Annotated in this window: 18 protein-coding genes and 1 tRNA gene; 13 read left to right on the top strand and 6 right to left on the bottom strand. The window is 64.8% G+C overall.

Annotated elements, in window-relative coordinates; translation table 11 throughout:
• Positions 1 to 120: 120 nt before the first annotated feature.
• The 4 genes from ATE64_RS06160 (at position 121) to ATE64_RS06175 (ending at position 4,466) form a co-directional block, all read left to right on the top strand.
• Positions 121 to 1,800, top strand: a complete 1,680-nt coding sequence (locus ATE64_RS06160; protein ID WP_058453873.1) for a M28 family metallopeptidase — start codon at positions 121 to 123, stop codon at positions 1,798 to 1,800.
• Between the two features lie 106 nt (positions 1,801 to 1,906).
• Positions 1,907 to 2,890: an agmatine deiminase family protein gene (locus ATE64_RS06165; protein ID WP_058453874.1), complete on the top strand. Its 984-nt coding sequence runs from the start codon at positions 1,907 to 1,909 to the stop codon at positions 2,888 to 2,890.
• 58 nt (positions 2,891 to 2,948) lie between these two features.
• The gene (aguB, locus tag ATE64_RS06170; RefSeq protein ID WP_058453875.1) at positions 2,949 to 3,800 is read left to right on the top strand and encodes an N-carbamoylputrescine amidase; all 852 of its coding nucleotides are present in this window, start codon (positions 2,949 to 2,951) and stop codon (positions 3,798 to 3,800) included.
• Between the two features lie 21 nt (positions 3,801 to 3,821).
• The gene (locus ATE64_RS06175) at positions 3,822 to 4,466 is read left to right on the top strand and encodes a heme-binding beta-barrel domain-containing protein (protein WP_058453876.1); all 645 of its coding nucleotides are present in this window, start codon (positions 3,822 to 3,824) and stop codon (positions 4,464 to 4,466) included.
• Positions 4,467 to 4,469: 3 nt separating this feature from the next.
• Here ATE64_RS06175 and ATE64_RS06180 read toward each other — a convergent pair whose 3' ends face one another.
• The 4 genes from ATE64_RS06180 to ATE64_RS06195 all read right to left on the bottom strand — a co-directional run bounded on the left by ATE64_RS06180 (position 4,470) and on the right by ATE64_RS06195 (position 8,239).
• Positions 4,470 to 5,090 carry a PilZ domain-containing protein gene (locus ATE64_RS06180; protein ID WP_058453877.1) on the bottom strand — a complete coding sequence of 207 codons (621 nt, stop codon included), beginning with the start codon at positions 5,088 to 5,090 and terminating at the stop codon, positions 4,470 to 4,472.
• A 290-nt stretch (positions 5,091 to 5,380) separates the two neighbouring features.
• Positions 5,381 to 6,421 carry a rod shape-determining protein gene (locus ATE64_RS06185; protein ID WP_058453878.1) on the bottom strand — a complete coding sequence of 347 codons (1,041 nt, stop codon included), beginning with the start codon at positions 6,419 to 6,421 and terminating at the stop codon, positions 5,381 to 5,383.
• A 213-nt stretch (positions 6,422 to 6,634) separates the two neighbouring features.
• Positions 6,635 to 6,719, bottom strand: a tRNA-Leu gene (locus ATE64_RS06190).
• 65 nt (positions 6,720 to 6,784) lie between these two features.
• Positions 6,785 to 8,239: a coniferyl aldehyde dehydrogenase gene (locus ATE64_RS06195; protein ID WP_058453879.1), complete on the bottom strand. Its 1,455-nt coding sequence runs from the start codon at positions 8,237 to 8,239 to the stop codon at positions 6,785 to 6,787.
• A gap of 246 nt (positions 8,240 to 8,485) precedes the next feature.
• Between ATE64_RS06195 and ATE64_RS06200 the strand changes: the two genes are divergently transcribed.
• The 8 genes from ATE64_RS06200 to ATE64_RS06235 all read left to right on the top strand — a co-directional run bounded on the left by ATE64_RS06200 (position 8,486) and on the right by ATE64_RS06235 (position 15,739).
• Positions 8,486 to 8,935, top strand: coding sequence for a hypothetical protein (locus tag ATE64_RS06200; protein ID WP_058453880.1), 450 nt, complete (start codon positions 8,486 to 8,488; stop codon positions 8,933 to 8,935).
• A 324-nt stretch (positions 8,936 to 9,259) separates the two neighbouring features.
• Entirely contained in the window at positions 9,260 to 10,102 is an 843-nt protein-coding gene (locus tag ATE64_RS06205) for a helix-turn-helix domain-containing protein (RefSeq protein WP_058453881.1), read from the top strand.
• Between the two features lie 131 nt (positions 10,103 to 10,233).
• Complete coding sequence (locus tag ATE64_RS06210) at positions 10,234 to 11,193, top strand: tetratricopeptide repeat protein (RefSeq protein ID WP_058453882.1); 960 nt, start codon at positions 10,234 to 10,236, stop codon at positions 11,191 to 11,193.
• On the top strand, positions 11,147 to 12,148 hold the full coding sequence (gene tilS / locus ATE64_RS06215) for a tRNA lysidine(34) synthetase TilS (RefSeq protein ID WP_082657604.1): 1,002 nt from the start codon (positions 11,147 to 11,149) through the stop codon (positions 12,146 to 12,148). The genes ATE64_RS06210 and tilS overlap by 47 nt, the downstream gene beginning before the upstream one ends.
• An 87-nt stretch (positions 12,149 to 12,235) precedes the next feature.
• Positions 12,236 to 14,179, top strand: a complete 1,944-nt coding sequence (gene ftsH, locus ATE64_RS06220) for an ATP-dependent zinc metalloprotease FtsH (RefSeq protein ID WP_058453884.1) — start codon at positions 12,236 to 12,238, stop codon at positions 14,177 to 14,179.
• 40 nt (positions 14,180 to 14,219) lie between these two features.
• Positions 14,220 to 14,612, top strand: a complete 393-nt coding sequence (locus tag ATE64_RS06225; protein WP_058453885.1) for a hypothetical protein — start codon at positions 14,220 to 14,222, stop codon at positions 14,610 to 14,612.
• A gap of 25 nt (positions 14,613 to 14,637) precedes the next feature.
• On the top strand, positions 14,638 to 15,111 hold the full coding sequence (locus ATE64_RS06230; protein WP_058453886.1) for a hypothetical protein: 474 nt from the start codon (positions 14,638 to 14,640) through the stop codon (positions 15,109 to 15,111).
• Between the two features lie 22 nt (positions 15,112 to 15,133).
• Complete coding sequence (locus tag ATE64_RS06235; RefSeq protein WP_058453887.1) at positions 15,134 to 15,739, top strand: DUF3800 domain-containing protein; 606 nt, start codon at positions 15,134 to 15,136, stop codon at positions 15,737 to 15,739.
• 75 nt (positions 15,740 to 15,814) lie between these two features.
• Here the strand turns inward: ATE64_RS06235 and rpoZ are convergent, their stop codons facing one another.
• Entirely contained in the window at positions 15,815 to 16,159 is a 345-nt protein-coding gene (gene rpoZ, locus ATE64_RS06240) for a DNA-directed RNA polymerase subunit omega (protein ID WP_058453888.1), read from the bottom strand.
• 146 nt (positions 16,160 to 16,305) lie between these two features.
• On the opposite strand from rpoZ, the gene ATE64_RS06245 reads away from it, so the two are divergent.
• Positions 16,306 to 17,523 (top strand): phospholipase D-like domain-containing protein, encoded by a 1,218-nt coding sequence (locus ATE64_RS06245; RefSeq protein WP_058453889.1) that lies wholly within the window; start codon positions 16,306 to 16,308, stop codon positions 17,521 to 17,523.
• On the opposite strand, the gene ATE64_RS06250 is transcribed toward ATE64_RS06245, so the two are convergent.
• Complete coding sequence (locus ATE64_RS06250) at positions 17,520 to 18,155, bottom strand: methyltransferase domain-containing protein (RefSeq protein WP_156416532.1); 636 nt, start codon at positions 18,153 to 18,155, stop codon at positions 17,520 to 17,522. The two genes, ATE64_RS06245 and ATE64_RS06250, sit on opposite strands and share 4 nt — an antisense overlap.
• Between the last annotated feature and the right edge of the window lie 79 nt (positions 18,156 to 18,234).

Consider the following 18,234-nt stretch of genomic DNA (forward strand, 5'->3'; position numbering starts at 1 on the left):
GGAATTATCAAGCGTCTTTGGAACCTTATCGGCAGCTTCGCCTCTTGCGCTGCGCCTTGCATCGACGCGCGGCGGCTGGCACAAGCCCGGTCGCCCGCAAACGAAACCCCAAGGAATTCCATGCTTCGCTTCCCCCGAACCACCGCAGCCTTTGCGGTCCTCCTGTCCGTCGCGGCGTGCGGCGGTGCCGACAAGGCGGCCACCGCCATCGCCCTGCCCGACGTCCAGTTCCCCGACCTGTCGCTGCAGACGCTGCAGGATGTCACCAGGGAACTGTCCTCCGACGCCTATGAGGGCCGCGCGCCCGGCACCGTGGGCGAGGAAAAGACGATCGCCTATCTGATCAAGCAATATGAGGCGGCGGGGCTGAAGCCCGGCAACAAAGGCAAGTGGACGCAGGATGTCCCGCTGGTCGAGATCACGACGAAAAATGCGACCCCGCTTACCTTCTCCGGCGGCAAGACCCCGGTGACCGCGCAATATGCGAAGGACTATGTCGCCTTCAGCTACCGCGTGCAGCCGAGGACCGAGATCAAGGACAGCGACGTCGTTTTCGTCGGCTATGGCATCAACGCGCCCGAAAAGGGCTGGAACGACTATGCCGGGCTCGACGTCAAGGGCAAGACCGTCATCATCCTCGTCAACGACCCCGACTGGCAGACAAAGGAAGCCAAGGGCGAATTCAACGGCCGCGCGATGACCTATTACGGTCGCTGGACCTATAAATATGAGGAGGCGGCACGCCAGGGCGCCGCCGCCGCGCTGATCGTCCACGATACCGAACCCGCCGCCTATGGCTGGAACGTCGTCGAAAGCAGCAACACCGGTGCCAATTATCTCGCCGAAAGCAAGGACGGCGGCGCCAGGGAAACCGCCGCGAACGGCTGGATCCAGCTCGGCAAGGCGAAGGAACTTTTCGCGAGCGCCGGACAGGATTTCGACGCGCTGCGCACCGCAGCCGCGAAGAAGGGCTTCAAGCCCGTCGCGCTGACCGGCGTGAAGGCGACCTTCGGCTTCGACAACGCGATCGCCAAGAAGATGTCGCATAACGTCATCGGTGTGCTACCGGGCGCCAAGCGGCCCGACGAATATGTGCTCTATACCGGCCACTGGGACCATCTGGGCCGCTGCACGCCGGTGAACGGCGATGGCATCTGCAACGGCGCGGTCGACAATGCGAGCGGCATCGCGGGTCTCGTCACGCTGGCACAGGCGTACAAGAAGGCCGGAGCGCCCGACCGCAGCATCGTGTTCCTCGCCGTCACCGCCGAAGAATCGGGTCTGCTCGGTTCCAGATATTATGCCGAGAACCCGATCTTCCCGCTCGGCCAGACGGTCGGTGGGGTGAACATGGACTCGCTTAACCCCAACGGCCCCGCGAAGGACATCGTCGTCGTCGGCCGCGGCAAGTCGCAGCTCGACGCCTATCTCGAAAAGGTCGCCAAGGCTGCGAACATCGCGATCGTCGACGAACCGACCCCCGAAAAGGGCTTCTATTACCGTTCGGATCACTTCAGCTTCGCGAAGCTGGGGGTACCCTTCTTCAACTTCGGCGCGGGCGAAGACCTGGTCGCGGGCGGCACGGAAGCCGGCAAGAAGGCGGCGGAAGATTATGAAAAGAACCGCTATCACGCACCCGCCGACGAGTATGATGCAATCGGCAATTGGGACGGGATGCTCGCCGACCTGAAGCTCTACTATGCCGTCGGCCGGATGCTCGCATCGACGACCGCGTGGCCGAACTGGAACGAAGGCGACGAGTTCCGCGCCGCGCGCGACAAATCGCGCCCGGCGAAGTAGAGCTTCGTCATTGCGAGCGAAGCGAAGCAATCCAGAACGGTATAGGCAGCTCTGGATTGCCGCGTCGCTTCGCTCCTCGCAATGACGAGATAAAGGACAAGCGCCCATGACGCTCAGAATGCCCGCCGAATGGGCGCCGCACGAGGCGGTGTGGATCGGATTTCCGCACCTCGATGACGAATGGGCGGGCGCGATCGACGCGGCCCGCGCCGACGTCGCCGCCTTCGCCAACGCCGTCCATGACGGGGGGCGCGGCGAAGAAGTGCGGCTGGTCGTCAACGACGAACGGCAGGCGGAGATCGCGGCGCAGTTGGTCGACGCGGGCGTCCATATCCTCGTCCAACCGCTCGGCGATATCTGGCTGCGCGACACGGGGCCGATCATCGCAGGCACGGGCTCCGCACGCCGAGCGCGCAACTTCGAATTCAACTGGTGGGGCGATAAATTCGTCATGCCGGGTGATCAGGAAGTGGGGGCGGCGCTTGCCGCCGGGTCGGGCCTGCCTGTGGACGATCAGGACTGGGTGCTCGAAGGCGGCGCGATCGACGTCGACGGTACCGGGCTTTGCGTTACCACCGAGGAATGCCTGCTCAACACCAACCGCAACCCGGTGCTGACGCGCGAGGATATCGCGGTGCGCCTGCACCAGTCGCTCGGTATCGAGCGGCTGCTGTGGCTCGGCAACGGGCTGGTCGGCGATCACACCGACGGCCATGTCGACAATCTCGCCCGCTTCGTCGGCGAAGGGCGCCTCGCGCTTCCCGTTGCGGCGGGCGACGATGACCCCAACGCCCATATCTATGCGGACGCCCGCGCCCGCACCGCGGCCTTCGGCGGAATCGAGATCGTCGACCTGCCCTCGCCGGGCCGGGTCGAAATCGACGGCGAGATCGCGGCGGCGAGCTATATGAACTTCTACATCGGTAACACGGTCGTGGTCGTTCCGACCTATGGAGTGGCGAACGATGCGGCAGCCGTCGACATGCTTGCCGCGCTCTTCCCCGATCGCCGGGCCGTCGGCGTGCCCGCGCGCGGGATCATCGTCGGCGGCGGCAGCTTCCATTGCTCGAGCCAGCAGCTTCCGGCCTAGCATAAGGGGCGAAGCGCCCTATATTCCGGCTCGATTCTCGCGCCACCACGGACGAACCATGACCCGCACCATCACCGTCGCCGCGCTGCAGCTCCGCCTGCCGGGCCCCGTTCAGCCGAACATTGACGCGGTCACCGCGCTCGTCGAGGAAGCGGCGGCAAAGGGCGCGCAAGTGATCCTGCCGCCCGAACTCTTCGAAGGCCCCTATTTCTGCCAGGTCGAGGAGGAAGAACTCTTCGCAACCGCGCGCCCGACCGCCGAACATCCCAGCGTCGCCCGGATGCAGGCGCTGGCCGCGACGCTGAAGGTCGCGATCCCGACGAGCTTTTTCGAAAAGGACGGGCCGCATTATTACAACACCCTCGCGATGATCGGCCCCGACGGGGCGATCATGGGGACGTACCGCAAGAGCCACATTCCCGACGGCCCCGGCTATGAAGAAAAATATTATTTCCGCCCCGGCAATACCGGCTTCAAGGTCTGGGACGTGTTCGGGACGCGGATCGGCGTCGGCGTGTGCTGGGACCAATGGTATCCCGAATGCGCGCGCGCAATGGCGCTGATGGGCGCAGAACTGCTCTTCTACCCGACCGCCATCGGGTCCGAGCCGTATGACGCCGACCTCGACACCAGCCGCATGTGGCGCCGCGCGATGCAGGGACACAGCGTGTCGAACTGCATGCCGGTGATCGCCGCCAATCGTATAGGCGCCGAGGGCGATGCGAACTTCTATGGCCACAGTTTCATCACCGACGAATGGGGCGACATGACGCAGGCGTTCGGCGCCAGCGAAACCGGCGTGCTGGTCGAAACGATCGACCTTGACCGCGCAGCGAAGCACCGCGCCGGCATGGGCTTCTTCCGCGACCGCCGGCCGCAGCTTTACGGGCGGCTGGTCGAGGACATCTGATTGCGACCAAGGGGGCGAGCGATGGAATTACCTGAAGATATCTTCACCGAACCCGAGGACGTCGATCCCGAAACGCTGAACAATCTCGGCCCGCTGCGCCGGCTGGCCGGCATATGGGAGGGCCAGCGCGGCGTCGACGTCAACCCGAAGGCCGACGGCCCCGAAACGCGCAAATATTACGAGCGGATCGAGATGCAGCCGATCGACCCGCAGGCGAACGGACCGCAGCTTTTCTATGGCCTGCGCTATCACGTCCATATCAACACGCGCGAAGAGGACATCACCTTTCACGATCAGGTCGGCTACTGGCTTTATGAAGCCGCGACCGGCGTGATCCTGCAGACGCTGGCGATCCCGCGCGGGCAGATCGCGATCGCGGCGGGCCACGCCAAGCCCGGCGACAGGAAACTGGTCCTGAAAGCCGAGCGCGGCCAGACCGAATATGGCATCTGTTCGACGACTTTCCTCGACCTCGCCTTTCGCACCGACAGCTACCAGCTGACGGTCGATTTTCACGACGACGGGTCGTGGAGTTATGTCTCCGACACGATGCTGATGGTGAAGGGCCGTGACGAGCCTTTCCTTCACCGCGACCATAACCGGCTGAGCAAGATCGGCGAGCCCGACCTCAATCCCTGGGCGAAGATCGCCAAAGGCGCGGCATAGCGCTCAGCTCTGGAAACGGCGGATGCTCTCAAGGTCGGCGCGGTCGAGCGGCTGGGTCAGCCACAAGCCGCCACGCGTCCCGCGCGCCCAGCGGACGATCGCCTTGCGGTGAATGCCGCTGGCGAGGGCCAGGTCGACTTCCTTGCCGACCTCGAGCGCACCGTCGTGGACGAACCCCGCGCCGCTCTGCGACAGGTCGACGAGTTCGATGTCGCTCGTCCCCTCTTCGGTCGTGACCTTCGCCCGCGTGTGCACGGGCAAGCGCGGCTGGCGATAGCCGCTGGCACGCTGTTCGGCGGCGAGTTGCTTCAGCACGTCGGCGACATCGACTTCCCGGTCGAACTCGACGCCGAGACGGCCGCCCTCCGACCACACGACCTTGCCGCGGACGACGACGGCGTCCGACAGCGCGATTTCGAGCTTCTCGCCGACCGCAACCGGCACGTCGGCGGCGAGCATCATCCCGCGATCCGACATGTTGCGGACGCGCCACAGCCCGACGTCGCCGTCGCGCGTCACCTTTGCGATGCGCCAGACGGTGCGATAGCGATCGCCGCCGCGACGATCGGCATCCGCTCCGGCGACCGGCTGGGACACGGCATTGGCAGCGATCGGTTTCTTCATGCCATCCTCGTTCGGAATAGCGCCGGGAGAGCGGGAATAGGTCATCGTTATACTTCAGTACGCATGAATAACGCCACCATATGCATAGCGAAAATCTTCTTATTACTCAACGCCGTCGCGTCCCGCAGTTAACGGTTCATCAACGAGTTAACCTGATCCCACCGCGACATTGCCTGCCGAATATGAATAAAGTTCCCAATTTGCTAAATTTAACGGCGCCAGAACGGCGGCATTAAGTGCAGAAATGGGTAAATGACGGCCGGTGCGGACACTCGCCTCGACGCGGCGGGTCAGGCGGCAGCCAAAGCTCCGTGAAACACGGCTTCTTCCATGGCCTGCCCCGCCCCCATCGCGACGCAGATCAGGGCGTCGGACGCGACCCGTACCGGCAGGCCCGTCCGCTTCGCAATGGCCTGGTCCATCCGGCCGAGCAGCGCGCCGCCACCGGTCAGCGTGATGCCGTCGTCGATGATGTCGGCCGACAGTTCGGGCGCGGTCTCCTCGAGCGCCGCCATCACCGCCATCAGGATCTGGCCGACGGGTTCGGTGAGCGCTTCGGCGATTTCCGCCTCCGACACGGTGATTTCGGACGGACGGCCGCTGACCAGATCGCGGCCCTTGACCGCCATCGCCATCCCCGCGCCGTCGGGCGGGAGCGCGCAACCGAGCAGCAGCTTGACGCGCTCGGCGGTCATTTCGCCGATCATCATATTGTGCTTGCGGCGGATGTAGGAGGCGATCATGTCGTCCATCTTGTCGCCGCCGACGCGCACCGAATTGCAATAGGCGACCCCGCTCAGCGACAGCACCGCGACCTCGGTCGTCCCGCCGCCGATATCGACGACCATCGTCCCGCGCGGCTCGGTGACGGGCAAGCCGGCGCCGATCGCGGCGGCAAGCGGTTCGTCGATCAGCCGCACGCTCGCCGCGCCGGCATTGGTCGCGGCATCGCGGATGGCGCGACGCTCGACGGCGGTCGAGGCCGACGGCACGCAGACGACGATATGGCTGCGCGAGCGGAGCGGCCCGGCGACACCCACCGCCTTTTCGATGAAATGCTTGAGCATCTGCTCGGCAATGTCGATGTCGGCGATCACGCCATCGCGCAAGGGGCGCAGCGCCTGGATATTGGCGGGCGTCTTGCCCATCATCAGCTTCGCCTCGTCGCCGACGACCTTGACGCGGCGGACGCCGTCGCGCGTCTCCAGCGCGATGACCGACGGTTCGTTGAGCACGATCCCGCGGTCGCGGGCGTAGATGACGGTATTCACGGTCCCGAGGTCGATGGCGATATCATGCGCGGCCGATGAGAAGCGCCGGAACATATTCATAAGCGAGGCGACACCCTGTTGCTGGGGCGCAAAAAAGCGCCCGTAAGGGGCAGACCCGCCCCAAGGCCCCCGCCTCTAAACCCACGCATGTTGGCTGGCCGTCATGGCGTCAATTGTTACAGAAGGCGGCGCGCCCGATTCATGAGCCCGGCCGTTTTCCAGACCGGACGAGCGGTTCGTCGCACGACGAATGGAGGATTTGCGCGGCGGTTATGGTGCCCCTGGCCGGACTCGAACCAGCACTCCTTGCGGAACTCGATTTTGAGTCGAGCGCGTCTACCAATTTCACCACAGGGGCACAGCATCGGCATGGTGCCGAAAGCGCGGCGCTTCCCCTAGGGCGAAGCGCCGCCGCTTGCCAAGCTATTTCTTGAGTTCTTTCGCCAGCGTCTTGGCGGTCGCCTTGCCATAGGGCGGCTTGAAGCCCGCGAGCCCCGCGACATCGAGCTTCGGCTGGCGGTAAACAGCGCGCGCGTGACTGAAGGTCCTGAAGCCGTCCAGCCCGTGGTAATTGCCCATCCCCGACGGCCCGACCCCGCCGAAGGGCAGATCCTCCATCGCATTGTGGAACAGCACGTCGTTGACCGTGACGCCGCCCGAGATCGTCCGCGTCAGCACACGGTCCTCCTCGCTCTTGTCCTGCCCGAAATAATAGAGGCCGAGCGGGCGGTCGCGCTCGTTCACATAGTCGATCGCGTCGTCGATCGTCTTGTACGTCTTCACCGGCAGGATCGGACCGAAGATTTCCTCCTGCATCACCTTCATCTCGTCGGTCGGATTGCGGACGATGTGGAGCGGCATCTTGTGGCCGTTCGCGCTCGCAAAATCCTCGCTTGCCGGGTTGACCTCGATCACCTCGGCGCCCTTCTCGCGCGCATCGGCGAGATAGCCCTGCAGACGGTCGTAGTTCCGCCCGTTCACCACCGACGTATAATCGTCGTTCGACAGCAGCGTCGGATAGAGCGCGGTCGCGCCCTTGACGACACTGTCGATCACCTCGCCTTCCTGGTCCTCAGGCACGAGCAGATAGTCGGGCGCGAGGCAGATCTGGCCCGCGTTCATCATCTTGCCGAGCGCGACGCGCTGGCCGACGAGATCCTTGTTCGCGCTGCGCCCGATGAAGGTCGGCGACTTGCCGCCGAGTTCGAGCGTCACGGGTACCAGATTATCCGCCGCCGCGCGCATGATGTGCCGCCCGACGCCCGTCGCGCCGGTGAAGATCATATGGTCGAAGGCGAGCTTCGAGAAGGCGATCCCGACCTCGGCATCGCCGGTGAACACCGCCATCTCGCTTTCGTCGAAATAGTCGGGCACCAGCCGCGCCATCAGCGCCGAGACATTCTCCGTAAACTCGCTCGGCTTGATCATCGCGCGGTTGCCCGCCGCGAGAATGCCCGCCATCGGCACGAAGACCATACCGACGGGAAAGTTCCACGGCGCGACGACGCCGACGACGCCCTTCGGCTGATAGACGACCTCTGCCTTGGCGCCGAGAAAGCCGAGCGGGAAAGTCGGCTTGCGCTTCTCACCCTTCGACCAGGCCGCCATATGCTTTTTCGCGTGCTTGAGCGCGCTGACCGACGGCATGATGTCGGTCATCAGCGTCTGTTCGCGGCTGCGGTGGCCGAAATCCTCGCTGACGGCCTTGGCGAATTCCTCGGCATGATCGACGAGCATCGCGACCGCGCGGTCGATGCGGTCGGTCCGCACGGCGAGGCTTTCGGGCATCGCAGCGGTAAAGCTCGCCTTCTGCGCCGCGAGCACCGCGTGCATACGCGCGGTTTCGCCGGCAATATCCTGCTTGATCGCGGTGGCCATGACCCGTCTCCCCTTATGATCTGCGGCCGCTGTTTGATCATGCCGCGCGGTTAGTTGCAAGTTGAAACCCGCGCGCGGTGTGACCAAGGGGTTTGCGGTTTGGGTTCCGATGGCAGGCATCGGAAAAGCGGGGAATGCGGGCGGTCCGAAAACCGGCCGGAAGCCGCCCTAACCATCATCGTCACCCCGGACTTGATCCGGGGTCCATGCCTTCGGCGCTGCTGTGGATCCCGGATCAAGTCCGGGATGACGAATGACGGGAAACGACCGGTTGCGGACATTGCGGTCAATTGCGATCACAGTTACCCTTGCAATATGGCGGATAATCACTCATTCCTGCCTTCTTCGCTCGCCAACCCGGAGAAGCGAGAAGAGCTCATTCTGTATCTCAAAGAGCTAGCGGCGGAAGATCCGGAAGAACTTTGGCGCAATGCGCGCGAACAGGGGCTGGTGTCAGACATCGATCAGATTTTTCATTTCTTCTTTGACGACAATGATTTTGATGAAGGCGCGGTCGGTTATAGTCTTTTGGATGTGAACGAAGCCAAGGTCATTGGTGAGGTGAAAGCCTTGCTTGACGCGATGCTTATGGATTTACCCAACGGAAATGACGTGGCATTCGTCAGTCATCACTTATGGCCACGCTTGCGTGCTATGGCGCAAGAGGCTCAATCTCTTTTTGAGGCGCGGAGCTAAACGTCCGCTCCCCACCCCAAAGCCGACGCCGCCTTCAAACAGGCCTTTCCTAAATCATCCCGCTGTGCCAGCCTTCGTCCCGCTCTTTCCCCCTGATGGATAAAAGCGGTCGCGGCTCGGCTTGCATGACGGCCTTCTGCCCCGAAACATGCCCGCTCTCCGCCCTGCCGCGCCAGCGACCTCGCCGCCTTTTCCGCCAAACTCGAATCCGCGTCTTTTCAGCCGTTCGTTCGCCGAACTTCATTTGACTTTCGCGCATCGTCAATGCGATGAACGTTGCCACACGGTCGATACGGGTTGCAAACGACCGGCACGGAGACAGTAATGGCAGATGAAGAGGTCGCCGCGCAGGGCGAACTGGCGATCACGCGCACCGGCGACAAGCTCCGCCTCGCGCGCGAGAAGGCGGGCCTGTCGCTCGCCGACGTCGCGACGCGCACGCGCATCACGCAGCGCCATCTCGAAGCCATCGAAAAGTCCGACTTCACCGAACTTCCCGGCCGCACCTATGTGACCGGATTCGCGCGCGCCTATGCCCGCGCGGTCGACCTGCCCGAGGCCGAGATCGGCGCCGGCATCCGCCGCGAGCTGGAAGAAGACGCCTATGGTTCGCGTCCGCTCTACGAAGCCTATGAACCGACCGATCCCGCCCGCCTGCCCACCGCGCGCCTGACATGGACGCTGGTGATCGTCGCGCTCATCCTCGTGTCGGCCTATGGCGTTTGGCGCTTCCTGTCGGTCGAACCCGACGAGGCGCTGGTCGCTGCACAAAACCAGGCTGCCGACGCTTCGGAAGCCCCCGCAACCAAGGTCGCGGCACCCGCCCCGGCAAAGGCCGGGGCGACGATCGCGGCCAACGCACCCGTCGTGCTGACCGGCATTTCCGAGGTCTGGATCGGCTTCGACGATGCCAAGGGCAAGACCGAGAATTGGCGGACACTCGACGCTGGCGAAACCTATGAAGTGCCGCCCGCCTATATCGAGCAGTTCACGCTGCGCACCAGCATCCCGCAGGCGCTCAAGGTCACCGTCGGCGGCCGCGACGTCGGCCCGATCGGCCCCGCCGACACGCTGGTGAAGGGCATTTCGCTGAAGCCGGCCGACCTCGTCGCGCGCGCCGAAGGCAGCCCGGCGGTGCCCGCCGCGGCGCCCAGGACCAGGGGCTGACCGCGCGCTGCATCGCCTCGTTCCGGCGACAACGCGCGGCATCGCGCCGAAATGGGTTTGCGCGCCCGCGCTTTGCGGCGTTATGGATGGACCCGCAGAATAGTTAATATCTCTTGGGGGCCAATCGGCACATGACGAAGCATCACATCACCCTTGCCGGCGCGGCCGCGATCGCGATCGCCGTGGCGGCACCCGCCGCGCTGGCGCAGGACGCGACGGTCGCGAAACGCGTCGACAAGCTCGAAAAGGAAATGCGCGCGGTTCAGCGGCAAGTGTTCCCGGGCGGCGCCCCGACCTTCTTCGAAGGCGAGATCGCACCCGAGGCGACGCCGGGCCAGGCGGTGAAAAGCAATTCGCCGGTCGCCGACCTCACCGCGCGCGTCGATGCTCTCGAATCGCAGCTTCAGGCGCTCACCGGCCAGACCGAGCAAAATGCCTTCCATCTCCGCGAGCTCGAGAAACAGTTCGCTGCCTACAAGGCCGAAATGGACAAGCGTGTGCCCCCCGCCGCTGCCGGAGAGCCCGCCGTGACGCCTGCCAGCCTGCCGGTCGCCCTCGCGCCCAAGCCGGTCGCGCCGACGCCAACCCCGGTGGCGACAGCCACGCCGCCGAAAAAACCCGCGACGCCGCCGGCCGCCAGCACCGGAAAGCCCGACGCGGCACGCCTCGCGCTCGTGAAGAAGGTCGAAATCCCGTCATCGGGCAACGAGCAGCAGGACGCCTATGATTACGGCTTCCGCCTCTGGTCGGCGAAACTCTATCCGGAGGCGCAGGCCCAGCTCAAGACCGTCGTCACCAAATGGCCGAAAAGCAACCAGGCGAGCTATGCGCAAAACCTGCTCGGCCGCGCCTATCTCGACGATGGCAAGCCCAGCCTCGCCGCGGTGGCCTTCTACAACAATTACAAGGACCGCCCCGACGGCCCGCGCGCCCCGCACAGCCTGATGTACATGGGGGTGGCGCTCGACAAGCTTGGACGCAAGGCCGACGCTTGCAAGGCGTTCCGCGAACTCGACGAAGTCTATGGGGCAAAAGCGCCGCAGGATGTCCGCACCGATGCAGCCGCCGCAAAAGCAAAAGCAGGCTGTTGACAGCGGCGACGCGGTCGAGCGTCTCGGCCGCGATCTTGCCGCGCTCGCCGGCCCCGACTGGCAGCGCCTCCACTATGGCGTCGCGGTGTCGGGCGGCCCCGACAGCATGGCCCTCCTTTGGCTCATGGCGACGCTGCTGCCCGGACAGGTCCGGGCGGTCACCGTCGACCATGGCCTGCGCAAGGAATCGGCGGAGGAAGCGCGCATGGTCGCGGGCTTCTGCGCGCGCGAGCATATCCCGCACGCGACACTGACGCCCCCCGTTCCGCTTCGCGGTTCGCTGCAGGCCGCGGCGCGCACCGAACGCTACCGGCTTATGGAGGACTGGCGCGCGGCGAACGGCCTTGCGCACCTGCTCACCGCGCATCATGCCGACGACCAGCTCGAAACGATCGTCATGCGCCTCAACCGCAGCAGCGGGGTCGGCGGCCTCGCCGCGATCCGCGCGCGCTACCGGCTCGTGCTGCGCCCGCTGCTTGCGTGGCGCCGCGCCGAACTGCTGCGCATCGCGCTCGATCACGATATTCCGTTCGTCGACGATCCGTCGAACAGCGACGACCGTTTCGACCGCGCGCGGCTGCGCCACGCCCTCGCCTCGCAGACCGCGATCGACGTCGAGGCGGCGGCGCGCTCGGCGGGCTGGCTCGCCGAGGCCGACGAGGCGATCGACTGGGCGGTCGAGCGGCTGATCGCGAACTGGCCCGACGCCTCGGACATCGCGGTCATTCGCGACGAGGGCTATCCGGCCGAGATTTTCCGCCGCGTCGTCACCCAGCGTCTGCGCGCGAACGACGGTCAGCTTCGCCTGCGCGGCGCCTCGCTCGACGGGGTGATCGCGGCGATGAAGGGCGGCCGCCGCGCGATGGTCGGCGCGCTGCTGATCGACGCCGTGCCGGGGCTTCAGGGCACGATCTGGCGCATTTCCGCCGCACCGCGCCGAAAAGCCCGAAAATAGGACAATCTGGCTCATTGTCATTTAACCCAATTATCCTACATTATCGGGATTGAAGCGCGAACGTGCGCGAAGTTTGGAAAGTTTCCGATGCAGGATGACAAGGAACCGCAGGGCAATCCCTGGATGAAGAGCGTGATGATCTGGAGCGGCATCCTGCTCGCTATGCTCCTCGTCGCCTCGATGTTCGGCGGCGCGACGCAGCCGACCGGAGCCCCCCTCGCCTATTCCGAGTTCCGGCAGAAGGTTCAGGAAGGCGCGGTCAAGGAGGTCGTGCTGTCCGAGGATCGCGTAACCGGCAAGCTCGACAATGGCGAAAGCTTCACCGCGAATATCGTCCGCGACCCCGATCTCCTGAAGATGCTCAACGACAATAATGTCAAATATGACGGAAAACCGACCGATGTTCCCAATTTCTGGATGTATCTGCTCGTCCAGTCGCTGCCCTTCCTGCTGATTCTGGGCATTGCCTTCTTCGTGTTCCGCCAGGTGCAGAAGAACAATGGTTCGGGCGCAATGGGCTTCGGCAAGAGCCGCGCGAAGATGCTCACCGAAAAGCAGGGCCGCGTGACCTTCGACGATGTCGCAGGCATCGACGAGGCGCGCGAGGAACTGCAGGAGATCGTCGAGTTCCTGAAAGACCCCAGCAAATTCTCGAAGCTCGGCGGCCAGATCCCGAAGGGCGCGCTGCTCGTCGGCTCGCCCGGTACCGGCAAGACGCTGCTCGCCCGCGCGATCGCGGGTGAGGCGGGCGTTCCCTTCTTCACCATTTCGGGTTCGGACTTCGTGGAGATGTTCGTCGGTGTCGGTGCCAGCCGCGTCCGCGACATGTTCGAGCAGGCGAAGCGCAACGCGCCGTGCATCGTCTTTATCGACGAAATCGACGCCGTCGGCCGCCACCGCGGCGCCGGGCTCGGCAACGGCAATGACGAGCGCGAGCAGACGCTGAACCAACTCCTCGTCGAGATGGACGGGTTCGAGGCGAACGAAGGCATCATCATCGTCGCGGCAACCAACCGCCCCGACGTGCTCGACCCCGCCCTACTCCGCCCGGGCCGCTTCGACCGCCAGGTCGTCGTGCCGCGCCCCGACATCGAGGGACGCCAGAAGATCCTCGAAGTCCATACGCGCAAGAAGCCGCTTGCGCCCGACGTCGACCTCCGCCGCATCGCACGCGGCACGCCGGGCTTCTCGGGCGCCGACCTTGCGAATCTGGCCAACGAGGCGGCGCTGCTCGCGGCGCGCAAGGGCAAGCGCCTGATCGCCTCGAACGAGTTCGAGGAAGCCAAGGACAAGGTGATGATGGGCGCCGAGCGCCGCTCGATGGTGATGACCGAGGACGAGAAGAAGGCGACCGCCTATCACGAGGCCGGCCATGCACTCGTCTCGCTCCATGTCGAGGGCAATGATCCGCTGCACAAGGTGACGATCATCCCGCGCGGCCGTGCGCTGGGCGTGACGTGGAACCTGCCCGAACGCGACCGCTATTCGATGAACATGAAACAGATGAAGGCGCGTCTCGCGCTCTGCTTCGGCGGCCGCATCGCCGAACAGCTCATCTATGGCAAGGACGAGCTCAACACCGGCGCGTCGAACGACATCCAGCAGGCGACCGACTCGGCGCGCGCGATGGTGATGGAATATGGCATGTCCGAAAAGCTCGGCTGGCTGCGCTACCGCGACAATCAGGACGAGGTGTTCCTCGGCCACAGCGTGTCGCGCGCGCAGAACATGTCCGAAGAGACCGCCAAACTGATCGATGCCGAGGTCCGCCGACTGGTCGAGGAAGGCGAAAAGACCGCGCGCAAGGTACTCACCGATCATCTCGACGAGCTCCATCTGCTCGCGGGCGCGCTGCTCGAATATGAGACGCTGTCGGGCGAGGAAGCGCGCCGCGCGATCAAGGGCGAAGACATCGGCCGCGAGAATGATCAGGACAGGTCGGGGACGCCCGTATCGGGCCACGTCGGCGGCCTGCCGCAGATCAAGCGCAAGCCGCGCCCCTTCGGCGACGCGAACCCGCAAGGCGTCTGATTCAGACCTTGTTCAACGATCTGAAGCGATTCCGGGCCGCATGACCAGCAGGGACATGCGGCCCGGATTTGCTATCGCCGCCCTCAGCGCGGGTGTCCTGCTGTGCGGCATGGCGCCCGGTGACATGAGCGTCGCCGCCTTTCTCCAGCGCGCGAGCCTGCTCGAGCGGCTGGGCCCGCTCGCCATTGCCACACCCGAAGCGCAACGCCTGAAAGGCGAGGTTATCGCGGCCGGCAGGCGCTACAAGGCGCGGATCGATGCCGACCGCAAGGCCGGTCGCAAAACGGCAAGCTGCCCACCCGAAAGCGGCACGCTCACCCCGGAACAGTGGCTCGCGCATCTGCGCAGCTATCCCGCCCAGTCGCGCAAAATGATCTCGATCTATTCGGCATTCGACGGGCTGATGCGGAAACGCTATCCCTGCCCGGCGTGATGGAAACGGCTTCGAGGAGAGACGTATGAGGTTTTGCGGACCAGCGCTGCTTGCGGCCGCGCTCCTGCTGGGCTCACAGCCTGCAGCAGCACAGGGCACGCTGACCTCGAAGGTCGAACTCGAGAAGCTGACGTCCGCCAGCCCAGGCCAGCCCGCCGCCAAAAGCTATACCTCGCCCGATGTCGTCGTTCCGGGTGACCGGGTACGGATCACGCTGATTTTCACCAATGGCGGCGCGGCACCCGCTGCCGACGTCAAGATCGTCAATCCCATTCCCGAGGGACTGGTATTCGACGGCACGTCCGATCCGAAAGATTTCTCCGTCTCGGTCGATGGCGGCAAGATTTTCGGGGCAATCGAGATGCTCACGGTTCCGGTCGCGGGCGCGGCAGCGCGCCCGGCCAACCTCGTCGACGTAACTCATGTCCGCTGGTTGTGGAGCACCCCGATTCCCGTCGGCACCTCACGCGCTGTCGCCTTCTTCGGCAAAGTGAAGTGATCGGCACGGGTTCGCGCGCGCCATGACCATCTATTGCGATGAGTCCGGCGGCCTCAACGCCGGGGCGATGACTTTCGCGGCGGTGATGCTGTCATCGGAGGCCGCAGCGGCCATCCACGCGCGCTTTCGCGCCGTCACCGGCTTGCGCGGCGAACTCAAGGGCAGCCGGATCAGCCTCACCGAGCGCGCCTATCTGCTCGAGCTGTTCGACCGCGCCGGTGGACGTGCCTGGGTCGCGGTCGCGAGGCGCGAGACGCTGGCGCCGCCCTCCGACGGCAAGTTGCCGAGCGACCTCGCGCTCTACACCGCCCTTCTCGATTTGGCGGTGAGCAGCTGGCTTCCCGAAACCGGCGGCGTGTGTACCGACGTGGTGATCGACGATGGACGCTATGATCCCGCGATCCTCGCGGGTGTGCGCGAAACGATCCAGACGGGGCTCGCCGGATGGGGCCAGGCCTCGCTCGCCGACAGCCGCCGCTCCGATGGGGTCCAGATTGCCGATGTGGTCGCGAACAGCCTGTTCAACGTCACGATCGGTTCGCCCCGCGCACAGCGCATCGGCGTGATCATCGAACCGTTGCTCGCCTCGCGCGCGATCCGCATCGCCGAACTGAAACGGCTTCCCTGACCGCGCTACGAGCCTGAAAACAGGAAGGGCCGCGGTTTCCCGCGGCCCCCTTTGGCGATCGCTGTCGCGCTTCGCTTATTCGAAGTCGGCGCCGCCACCGGCCGGGCTGCGCGGCGGCGCAGCGGCGGTCAGACGAAGCGCTTCTGCCGAACGCGCGATCGAGCTGATTTCATCAGGCGTGTCGTCATCGTCGACGACGACCTTCTGCAGCGTGCCAACGAGCGCATCCTTCAGCTCGACCGGACGGATCGTCTGTTCGGCGATTTCGCGCAGCGCGACGACGGGGTTCTTGTCGCGGTCGCGATCGACGGTCAGCTCCGAGCCGCCCGAGATTTCGCGGGCACGGTGCGCCGAAAGCAGCACCAGGTCGAACCGGTTGGGAACCTTGTCGACGCAATCTTCGACGGTAACGCGGGCCATGTTGTTTCCTTAAAAGTCGGAGAGGCCAGCCAATGGCATGGCGGCAAGCGCTGCGCGCTAGCAGGGGTCCATGCGAATGTCAATCAAACCGCCCTCCCCCAACCCCGTGCTTGCGGCCCTCGACGCGCCCGGCCTATGAGCAGGAGATGACCGATACCGCCGTTCCCGTCAGCGAGCCCTCCGGAAGCGCGAGCGACGGGATGAAGGCGGAGGTCGGCGGCCACCGGCTCGAACTGATCTTCGACGGCGACAGGCGCCTCGAACGCCTGCTCACGCTGATCGACGGGGCGATCCGCAGCTTCGACCTCATCATGTATATCTTCGAGCATGACGGCGCGGGCTCCCGCGTGCTGGGCGCGATGACTGCCGCCGCGCAGCGCGGCGTGCGCGTGCGCGCGGTGATCGACAGCTTCGGTTCGGGCGATGTGGCCGACAGCGTCTTCACGCCGCTGCGCGAGGCAGGCGGCACGGTGACCTTCTTCTCGCGCCGCTGGCGATCGAGCTACCTCGTCCGCAACCACCAGAAATTGATCCTGATCGACGGGCATGTCGCGGTAACCGGCGGCTTCAATATCGCCGACGACTATCTGAGCAAGCCGTCCGCCGACTGCTGGTTCGACCTTGGCCTTGTTGTGACCGGCCCGACCGTCGAGCGCGCGGTGCAATGGTTCGACACGATCCATGACTATACGGCCCATGACGACGGCAAGCTGCTGATGCTGCGGCGACTGGTACGCGAATGGAATATTGGCACGGAGCCGGTGCAGTGGCTGGTCGGCGGACCGACCGAGCGGCTGTCGCCTTGGGCGCGGGCCGTGCGAGCGGACCTCGACCGCGGCCGCCGCCTCGATATGGCAATGGCCTATTTTTCGCCCGGCCAAGGCGTGCTGCGGCGTCTCGGGCGCCTGGCGCGCCGCGGCAAGGCGCGCTTCGTCATGGCGGCGAAGTCCGACAATCCGGCGACGATCGGCGCCTCGCGCCTTCTCTACGGCTTCCTGCTGCGCCGCAGCGCAGACATCTGGGAATATCGGCCGTGCAAATTGCACATGAAGCTGATCGTCATCGACGACGTCACCTATATCGGAACCGCCAATTTCGACATGCGGAGCCTGTTCATCAATGTCGAGTTGATGGTGCGGATCACCGATGCCGCCTTTGCCCAAAGGCTGCGCGATTTCGTCGCGGGCCTTGAGCCGCAATGCGACGTCGTCACCGTCGAATCGCACAAGAAGCGCGGAACCTGGCTTACGCGCCTTCGCTGGTTTCTCGCTTGGTTCGTCGTGGGTTTCGCCGACTATACCGTTACGCGCCGGTTGAACTTCGGGCTGACCGAACACGACCCCAACGTCGATGCGCTGCGCTAGTCCTTCCAGCCCCAGAACAGGAAGCAGGGCGGGACGTTCACCCACTCGAACGCATTGTCGATGCGCCTGAAATGTGCCGCGAGGAAATCGCGCGCGCGGGCGCGGAACTGATAGACGAGAAAAGCGCCGCCAGGGCGCAGCACGCGATGCGTCGCGGCGGCGATCGCTGGGCCGACGCCCGACGGAAGCGTCGAGAAAGGCAGGCCCGACAGCACATAGTCGGCCTGCTCGAACCCATGCGCGCGGACGATCTCCTCGACATCCGCGGCCGAGCCATGAACGGCGATGAAGCGACTGTCGCGAATATCCTTGCGCAGATAGTCGATGAAATCCTCGTTGGTGTCGATCGCGATCAGGGTCGCGTCGCCTGCCATTTTTTCGAGGACGGGACGGCAGAAGGTGCCGACACCGGGGCCATATTCGACAAACAGCTTCGTATTTTTCCAGTCGACCGGCCGCAGCATATTGCGGATCAGCGTTGGCGAGGACGGAACGATCGATCCCACCATGACCGGATGCTTGATGAAGCCCTTTACGAACATGCCCCAGGGGCCGAAAAAGCGCTTCAGTTTCTCGCGGATCTTGCGGATCGGCGAGACATTCGATTGGGCGTGCGCCCGTGGATTGGTCATGATGGCTTTCGCGTTGTTGCGGTTGACGAATGCGTGGCAAAATCGTGACGCTCGCGCAACAAAAGAGTCAGTCTTGACA

This window comes from Sphingopyxis sp. H073 (assembly GCF_001468395.1).
GTDB lineage: Bacteria > Pseudomonadota > Alphaproteobacteria > Sphingomonadales > Sphingomonadaceae > Sphingopyxis.